An 8,789-nucleotide genomic window follows, 5' to 3' on the forward strand; every position below is an offset into this window, starting at 1 on the left:
GTACGAAAATCAAAAGCAGATTCTGGGGTGGTTGGACTTTGATGATCTGATTATCCGCGCCCGTGATCTGTTGAATGACCCCACTGTCGCGGCATGGGTACTCTATCGTCTGGACGGCGGGATTGACCATATTTTGGTGGACGAAGCCCAAGATACCAGCCCCGAACAGTGGCAGGTGATTGAACGGCTGGCGCAGGAATTCACGTCGGGCGAGGGCGCGCATGATGACGAGCATCCGCGTACGATCTTTGTCGTCGGTGACAAAAAGCAATCGATCTATTCTTTTCAGGGCGCGGATCCGGCCGAGTTTGATCGCATGCGCGACGAGTTCGCGGCCCGACTGGATGGATCACAAACGCCGCTGCAACCGCTGGAGCTGGAATATTCTTTCCGGTCCTCGGATGCGATTTTGCGTGTGGTGGATGCCTGTTTCAAACTGCGTCCGGACACGGATTTCGAACACCACATCGCATTCAACAGCGATCTGCCCGGCCGTGTGGATTTGTGGCCGGTCATCGAGCCTACGCCAAAGGCAGAAGAGGGCGACTGGTACGATCCTGTCGATCGCCTGAGCGAAATGCACCACACCGTGCACCTTGCGCGTATGATTGCGGACCAAATCAAACGCATGATCGCGACCGGGGCGACGATTCCAGACAAAAAGGGACCAGACGGCGTTTATTCGCAGCGCAAAGTGCGAGCCGGTGACTTTTTGATCCTTGTGCAGCGGCGCTCGGACCTGTTCCAAGAGATCATCCGCGCCTGTAAAGCCGCTGATCTGCCGATTGCCGGCGCAGACAGGCTGAAAGTCGGCGCTGAACTGGCGGTCCGTGATCTTGCGGCGCTGCTGAACTTCCTGTCGACCCCCGAAGACAGCCTGTCTTTGGCCACCGTGCTGCGGTCTCCGTTGTTTGGCTGGTCAGAACAAAGCCTGTTTGACCTCGCGCATCGCAGAACCGTGCCGCTTTTATGGCAGGCGCTGCGGGATCGGGGCGAGGAATACCCAGAAACCATGTCCGTGCTGGCCGATCTGATGAGCCAGACCGACTTTCTTCGTCCTTTTGACCTGATCGAACGCATTCTGACGCGCCATAACGGGCGCGCCAAACTGTTGTCGCGACTTGGATCCGAGGCCGAGGATGGCATCAACGCATTGCTCAGTCAGGCGTTGGCGTTTGAGCGCTCATCCGTGCCCAGCCTGACGGGGTTCCTGGTCTGGATGGAGACAGATGATCTGGAAATCAAACGCCAGATGGACTCGGCCGAAGACCGCATCCGCGTGATGACAGTGCACGGGTCCAAGGGGCTGGAAGCCCCGATTGTCATCATGCCTGACACCGGCAAACGCATGCGGCCCAGCGCGCCCGCGATCCTTGATGCAGATGGGGTGCCACTCTGGACGGGACCAAGCGCGGATATGCCGGACACGGTGGCCGACAAACGCAACGCGCTGGCTGATCGCCAGATGGAGGAACGACAACGTCTGCTCTATGTCGCGATGACCCGCGCCGAGAAATGGCTGATCGTCGCGGCGGCAGGTGATTTGGATAAGGCTGGCGAGACTTGGTATCAAACCATCGAGGCGGGCATGAATTCTGTCGGTGCGGTGCCAAAAGACTTTTTGATCGGGCAGGGGCTGCAGTATTCGCATGGCGACTGGGGCGGAGATGTGCAGGACAAACCCGATGCTAAAGAGCCCATTTCTGGTGAGTTAGAGACTATATTTGCTACAAATGCACCTGATACAGAGCCTGAATCCAGAACCCTAAGCCCCTCTGATCTTGGGGGTGCCAAGGCATTGCCCGGCGAGGCCGGTTTGGACGAGGAGGCCGCTAAGGCGAGGGGCCTGGCAATCCACGCATTGCTGGAACATCTGCCCAATCATCCCCCATCTGACTGGGAGCGCGCAGCCCGCCACATTCTGGACCTGACCGAAGCTGGCGCAGGCGACCTCTCCCTGCTGAGCGAAGCATCCAGCGTTCTGAAAAGCGAACATCTGACCCCGGTGTTTTCGCCGAATGCTCTGGTAGAGGTTTCCATAACCGCACAATTGGGCGAAGACCGTCTGCACGGCACAATCGACCGGCTGATCGTTGAACAAGACCGCGTTCTGGCCATCGATTTCAAGACCAACGCGGTGGTACCCAAATCGCCAGAGATGATCCCCGAAGGCCTGCTGCGCCAGATGGGGGCCTATGCACATGCGCTGGCGCAGATCTATCCGGACAAAACCATCGAAACGGCGCTTTTATGGACGAAAACCGCTGAACTGGTCCGTTTGCCTCAAGAATTGGTGAACGCCGCACTCCATAGGGCGCATGCTTCTTGACGCCCCAGCATCTCGTACCTAGGTTCTAAGCCAATTCAGTCCCCCCGTTAGGAGAAACTTATGGCAACCGTTGCTGTCACCGATGCCACTTTTGACGCCGAAGTCAAAAATTCCTCTATCCCAGTCGTCGTCGATTTCTGGGCAGAGTGGTGTGGCCCATGTAAACAAATTGGTCCAGCTCTCGAAGAGCTGTCTTCCGAGATGGAAGGCAAGATCAAAATCGCCAAGGTCGATGTCGACAGCAACCCGAATTCTGCAGCGTCCATGGGCGTGCGCGGCATTCCGGCGTTGTTCATCTTTAAAGATGGTCAGGTGATTTCCAACCGCGCGGGCGCTGCCCCGAAAGCGGCGCTGCAAAGCTGGATCGAAGACTCGATCTAAGCCACGGCACATAGAGTTGATCAAAGCGCTCCGGTTCCGGGGCGCTTTTTTCGTTAGAGGGGCCAACCAAGCGCCCGCAATCGCGCGCGGATCCGGTCATCTGCCGAGCGCTTGCGCAGATTAATCGCCCGTCTCTGCCAAAACCACCAGATATAGGCGGCGTAGTCCGGAGCGTGAGCTTCGATCTGCTGAAACGCGTCCTGTATCGGCATCTGCGTGACGTCCAACGCGATGTGGTGAAAATCGATCTTTCCAAAAAGAATGGATGGTTTGCCAAAAAAGCTCGCGAAAAAGGCCACTGAGGAATTCTGCGTCACCACGAAATCGGAGGTGCGCGCGATCTGAAACGAAGGCCGGTCTGAGACGTCGATATTGGGGAACTGGCGTGCCAAGTCCTGCAGCGCCGCTATGTCGCGAGGTGAATACATCTCGCGCGGATGTCGTGTGACCAATACCCTGCGATCTGCAAATCGTTCGGCCGTGTGCGATATCATGTCGATCGGGCTGCAGGCTTGAAACTGCCGGTGTTGGGTCAACTTGCCCTGCAAAGGAATCAACACAGACCCGTCATTCGTGGTATGGCGCGCCGCGTCGCCAAACAGCCGTTCCTGCCAGTGGCGATAGAATTTTTGGGCCCGCTCCTGATCTATCTTTGCAGGATCAAACCGCGCTTGCGCCACATCCCAAAGCCAACGCTGTTTCTGGACTTCGATGCGGTGAAACGAGGGATGATACGCCTCGCGGATAGTCACGGAGCGTTCGGGGTTCGGGGGCTCCATGCTGAAAATGGAATAGCCTTCGTACTGACTGCGCGCGGATCTGGTGTCGTGCAGCTCGATCTCAAACCCTGCGTCGCACAACACCTGGCTGAGGCGCGTTATGAAGCGGTCTTTGCCAGCGCGCACTTTCTTGATGCGCGGTGGCGTCAGATAGAAACGTGTGATGCGCGGCGCGGTCATGTCACTTTGCACGTTGGGAAGCTGTCAAAACCCTAGCGCAGCGCCCAAAAAGAAAAAACCGCCTGAGTGTATCAGACGGCCTTTTCCAGGGAGTGTTTTGACAGGATTTAGAAGTCGGCGCGTGTCAGGCCGATGTCGTCCAGCTGCGAGTCGCTAAGTTGCGACAGGATACGCTGGTCACGACGTGCGATGTTGCGTGCGTTGATGGATGCAAATGCTGCTTCCACAAATGCAAAGAGTTGGCCAGCTGCCTTGAAAGGCGCTTGTGCGGTCAGAGCGATAGATGCCATTTCAGTATTCCTTTTAATGGGACAGCCGACCCAACGTCGGTTGTTGTGCGCAAATAACAGGCAGTTTGTGAACTTTACAAATGCCAGTTCGACAGCCCCGTATTGCAGCGCGTGCATAGCTTGAATTTCGCCCACGCCGCTGCATTTCCAGTGCAATTTCGCCCGCGGGCTTGTGTCTTTTTGGGGGGCGTCCCATATAAGAACACCGAATGCAGGAGGCAGCTATGGCAGATGACACTTTCCCCGGATGGCACGGCACCACGATCATTGGCGTCAAGAAAGGCGGCGAGGTCGTCATTGCGGGCGACGGGCAGGTCAGTCTTGGGCAAACCGTCATCAAGGGCACTGCACGCAAGGTGCGTCGCCTGAAGCCGGGCGGTCATGAGGTTGTGGCAGGGTTTGCCGGTTCGACCGCGGATGCCTTTACCCTTCTGGAACGTCTTGAGGCCAAGCTCGAGGCAACCCCCGGTCAGCTGGCGCGCGCGTCGGTGGAACTGGCCAAGGATTGGCGCACGGACAAATATCTGCAAAAGCTTGAGGCAATGTTGATTGTGACTGATGGGACTGACCTCTTTGTCATCACGGGGGCTGGCGATGTTCTGGAACCAGAGCACGATGTCACCGCGATCGGATCGGGAGGCAACTATGCCTTGGCGGCCGCGCGCGGCATGATGGACAGCGACAAATCCGCCGAAGAAATCGCTCGCGACGCGATGGCGATCGCGGCAGACATCTGCGTTTACACAAATGGCCGCCTGACGGTCGAAACGATCAGCGCTTAAGGCGAAGGACCAAAGATGACCGACCTTACTCCCCGCGAAATTGTCTCTGAGCTGGATCGCTTTATCATTGGCCAAAAAGACGCCAAGCGCGCCGTTGCTGTGGCGCTGCGCAACCGTTGGCGGCGCAAACAGCTGTCAGATGACCTGCGTGACGAAGTTTATCCAAAGAATATCCTGATGATCGGGCCAACAGGTGTCGGCAAAACCGAAATCTCTCGCAGATTGGCGAAGCTTGCAAAAGCGCCGTTTCTTAAGGTCGAGGCAACCAAATTCACCGAAGTCGGCTATGTCGGGCGCGACGTAGAGCAGATCGTCCGCGATCTGGTAGACGCTGCCATCCTGCAGACCCGCGAGTACATGCGCGAAGAGGTGAAGGCCAACGCGCGTTCCGCCGCAGAAGAGCGTGTCATTACCGCAATCGCAGGCGAAGACGCACGCGAAGGCACCCGCGAGATGTTCCGCAAAAAACTGCTGGCGGGCGATCTTGACGACACCATGATTGAACTTGAAATCGCGGATACAACGAACCCTTTGGGGGGCATGTTCGACATCCCGGGTCAGCCTGGAAGTCAAATGGGCATGATGAACCTTGGTGATATTTTCGGCAAAGCCATGGGCGGGCGCACCACGCGCAAAAAGCTGACAGTCGCCGAAAGCTATGACGTTCTGATCGGCGAAGAGGCCGACAAACTGCTGGACGATGAAACCGTCACCAAGACGGCGCTGAGTTCAGTCGAGGAGAACGGCATCGTCTTTCTGGACGAGATCGACAAGGTTTGCGCCCGCTCAGACGCGCGTGGCGGTGACGTCAGTCGCGAAGGTGTGCAGCGCGACCTGCTGCCATTGATCGAAGGCACCACCGTCAGCACCAAGCACGGGCCTGTGAAAACCGACCACATCCTGTTTATTGCATCCGGCGCCTTCCATATCGCGAAACCGTCGGATCTGTTGCCTGAACTGCAGGGTCGCTTGCCGATCCGCGTCGAACTGCGGGCGCTGACCGAGGACGACTTTGTCCGCATTCTCACGGAAACCGACAACGCGCTGACACGCCAATACACAGCCTTGATGAAGACCGAGGAGGTCACGGTGACCTTTACCGACGACGGCATTGCAGAGCTTGCAAAGATCGCGGCGGATGTGAACCAAAGCGTGGAAAACATCGGTGCGCGGCGGCTTTACACTGTTATGGAGCGGGTCTTTGAAGAACTGTCCTTTAACGCTCCGGACCAAAGCGGGCAGGACATTACTGTGAACGCCGAGTTTGTTGAAAAAAACCTGGGCGAATTGACCAAATCGGCGGATGTGTCCCGCTATGTTCTGTAGAATATGGGATTTATCCGGTTTCTGATCGAGAACGCGCGCTGGCTTGCTGCTGGCGCGCTTTTAACATTCATGTCGGGCTTTGGTCAGACGTTTTTCATCTCGATCTTTGCCGGCGAAATCCGCGCAGAGTTTGGCCTGTCTCACGGCGAATGGGGCGCGATCTATGCCATGGGCACCACGGCGTCGGCTGTGGTTATGGTCTGGGCCGGAGCCCTTGCAGATAGGCTCAGAGCGCGAGTACTTGGAACCGCGATCTTGACCGGATCGGTTGCAGCCTGCCTGTTCATGGCGGCCAACCCCTATGCCGCTTTGTTGCCGCTGGTGGTTTTTGCGCTGCGGTTTACCGGGCAGGGCATGTCGAGCCACCTTGGCATCGTCATCATGAGCCGCTGGTTTGCCAAAATGCGGGGCCGGGCAATCGCGACAGCCACCTTTGGGTTTTCCATCGCAGAAGTGATCCTGCCCATTAGTTTTGTTCTGCTGATGGGGTGGCTGGACTGGCGTCTTTTATGGGTGGCCGCTGCGATCATCGCGGCGCTTGGTATTCCTGTGCTGCGCCATCTGCTAAAGTCAGAACGCAGCCCGGGTGAATTGGCCGCGTCGTCTGAAAACGCAGGGCTAAAGGGCTTGCACTGGACCCGCGGCGATGCGTTGAGGCACTGGCTGTTCTGGTTGTTGATGCCTGCGATTGTCGGGCTGTCCGCCTTTGGCACCGCGTTTTTCTTTCATCAGGTCCACTTTGCCGAGATGAAAGGGCTGACGCATCTGTCGCTGGTCTCGAGCTTTCCGTTCTTTACAGCGGTGACTGTCGCGTCGATGGCCACGTTCGGCTGGGCGCTGGACCGGTTTGGCGTGACGCGCTTGTTGCCGCTCTACGTTCTGCCTATGTGCATCGCCTTCGTCTGCTTTGCGCTGGCGTCAGGGTTGCCCATGATCTGGCTGGGGCTTTTGTTCTTTGGGATCACGGCAGGCGCGTCTTCGACCTTGGTTCCGGCGTTCTGGACCGAGGTTTATGGCACCCGTCACATCGGTTCGATCAAAGCAATCGCAGCGGCGGCCATGGTGTTTGGGTCGGCCATCGGGCCGGGATTGACGGGCACACTGATCGATCTGGGGCTGGCGCTGGAGGCGCAGTATTTTGGCGTCGCGGCCTATTTTGCGCTGGTGACACTCGCGCAATGGCGCGGGGTGGCACGTCTTACTTCAGACGCCTGAGATAGACGTAATAGGCGCCCGAGCCGCCGTGTTTCTGATGCGCCTCGGTGACTTGCAAAACAACCTGGCCCAGCGGTGCCATTTTCAGCCATTGGGGCACCTGATGCTTCAGCACGCCAAATCGAACCGGAATCGGCCCTCCATCATCGCGGGATTTGCCCTTTCCGGTGATAACCAGAACCAACCGACAGCCTTCTGCATAGCACCGCATCACAAAACCCGTTAACGCAGGATGCGCCTGATCCAGTGTCATCCCGTGCAAATCGATCCGAGCTTCGGGATAAAGACGGCCGCGTTTCAGGCGTTGGAAGGCTTTTTGGTCCATGCGCACTGGCTCGTCGGCAAGCCGCTCGGACAGCGTCGGGGCCAGATTGTCGCCAGGAGCCGCGTTGCGCGACTTTGAGCCAACCTTGAACTTAGGCAAAGTCGCAGGCGCGACGGGATCCGAGACCTTGATGGGCGTGGGCAAAACGGGTTTGGCCGCAGGAACCGGACGCAAATCATGCAGCGGGTCGGCGGTTTTCGCCACCTTCTGCCACAGATCATGTTCATCTTTACTTAGCTTGCGTTTGGTCACATCACCGTCTCGGGCAACAGCGCATAAGCGCGCTGAATCGGCAGCAGTACTATCATTCGTCCCGGATCACGCAAGCGTCCGGCGGCAAGACCTGCGTCTTCTCCGGTTCCAAAGAAGATATCAGCCCGCTGTGCGCCCTTGATCGCAGATCCCGTATCCTGCGCGATGAACAGTTGGTTCAGCGGATTTGCCCCACGTTTTTCAATCCACACCGGCGCGCCCAGCTTTACATAGCGCGGGTCAACCGCAGCCGACCTTAACGTCGTCAATGGACGGTTCATCGCGCCCAACGGCCCTTTGCTGGCCGGCACATTGCGGATCACGCGAAAGAACACATACCCCGGATTGTGGCGCAAGAGTTCCTCGCCCGCGACTCCGTTGCGGCGCACCCAATTGGCAATGACCTTGGCCGAGACCTGATGGTTTTGGTAAATTCCGCGCCGCACAAGCTCTGCGCCAACAGACCGATAACGAAACCCATTAGAAGCCCGATACCCCAGCCGGATGTAAGAGCCGTCTTGCAGCTTGATACGTCCAGATCCCTGAATTTGCATGAAAAACAGGGCGGTGGCATCGTCAACCCAGGCGATTTCAAGGCCTCGGTTTTTCATGATGTCCGTGGTTTCGATCGCGCGCCGAGATTTCCACAAAGTGCCATCCCGCAGCTCCGGAGGCTTGCGATACACAGGATAGCGAAAGCGGGCGGTCTGCACCCGCGAGCCGTTCAGCTCTGGTTCGAAATATCCGGTGAAAAGCGCGTCACGCGCATCGTCGATCTGCACGGGGCGGAACAACAACTCAAAGAAAAGCCTGGCGTCACCGAAGTTTGGCGCGATGGCGCACAGGGCGCGCCAGTCCTGATCGTCCAGATCGGCACATGTTTCCATGAAAGCGGCGAGGGCAGCGCCGTGATCGTCCGCCGCCCAGCCG

General features: G+C 57.8%; 9 protein-coding genes. 5 read left to right on the top strand and 4 right to left on the bottom strand.

All coding sequences use genetic code 11. The features are described 5' to 3' along the window. Together addA and trxA are read left to right on the top strand one after the other, a co-directional pair. A partial coding sequence (gene addA / locus ACEQWH_RS03150) for a double-strand break repair helicase AddA (protein ID WP_370228250.1) occupies positions 1-2,329 on the top strand: 2,329 nt, incomplete at its 5' end. Between the two features lie 60 nt (positions 2,330-2,389). After that, positions 2,390-2,710: a thioredoxin gene (gene trxA, locus ACEQWH_RS03155; protein ID WP_370228252.1), complete on the top strand. Its 321-nt coding sequence runs from the start codon at positions 2,390-2,392 to the stop codon at positions 2,708-2,710. A 53-nt stretch (positions 2,711-2,763) separates the two neighbouring features. Here the strand turns inward: trxA and ACEQWH_RS03160 are convergent, their stop codons facing one another. After that, positions 2,764-3,669, bottom strand: a complete 906-nt coding sequence (locus ACEQWH_RS03160) for a hypothetical protein (RefSeq protein WP_370228254.1) — start codon at positions 3,667-3,669, stop codon at positions 2,764-2,766. 107 nt (positions 3,670-3,776) lie between these two features. Continuing rightward, positions 3,777-3,959: a DUF1127 domain-containing protein gene (locus tag ACEQWH_RS03165; RefSeq protein WP_370228256.1), complete on the bottom strand. Its 183-nt coding sequence runs from the start codon at positions 3,957-3,959 to the stop codon at positions 3,777-3,779. A gap of 224 nt (positions 3,960-4,183) precedes the next feature. Here ACEQWH_RS03165 and hslV point away from each other — a divergent pair, with 224 nt between their 5' ends. From hslV to ACEQWH_RS03180, 3 genes are read left to right on the top strand one after another with little or no spacing between them, the layout of a single operon-like run. Continuing rightward, positions 4,184-4,741: an ATP-dependent protease subunit HslV gene (gene hslV, locus ACEQWH_RS03170; protein ID WP_370228257.1), complete on the top strand. Its 558-nt coding sequence runs from the start codon at positions 4,184-4,186 to the stop codon at positions 4,739-4,741. Positions 4,742-4,756: 15 nt separating this feature from the next. After that, on the top strand, positions 4,757-6,067 hold the full coding sequence (hslU, locus tag ACEQWH_RS03175; protein ID WP_370228259.1) for an ATP-dependent protease ATPase subunit HslU: 1,311 nt from the start codon (positions 4,757-4,759) through the stop codon (positions 6,065-6,067). 3 nt (positions 6,068-6,070) lie between these two features. Beyond that, the gene (locus tag ACEQWH_RS03180; RefSeq protein ID WP_370228260.1) at positions 6,071-7,282 is read left to right on the top strand and encodes an MFS transporter; all 1,212 of its coding nucleotides are present in this window, start codon (positions 6,071-6,073) and stop codon (positions 7,280-7,282) included. Here ACEQWH_RS03180 and ACEQWH_RS03185 read toward each other — a convergent pair. Then, the gene (locus tag ACEQWH_RS03185) at positions 7,266-7,859 is read right to left on the bottom strand and encodes a Smr/MutS family protein (RefSeq protein ID WP_370228262.1); all 594 of its coding nucleotides are present in this window, start codon (positions 7,857-7,859) and stop codon (positions 7,266-7,268) included. The genes ACEQWH_RS03180 and ACEQWH_RS03185 overlap by 17 nt on opposite strands. Further along, positions 7,856-8,789, bottom strand: a 934-nt coding sequence (locus ACEQWH_RS03190; protein WP_370228264.1) for a murein transglycosylase A, incomplete at its 5' end; no start/stop codon positions are given. The genes ACEQWH_RS03190 and ACEQWH_RS03185, both read right to left, overlap by 4 nt.

The sequence above is a fragment of the Cognatishimia sp. genome (assembly GCF_964229375.1).
Classification (GTDB): domain Bacteria; phylum Pseudomonadota; class Alphaproteobacteria; order Rhodobacterales; family Rhodobacteraceae; genus Cognatishimia.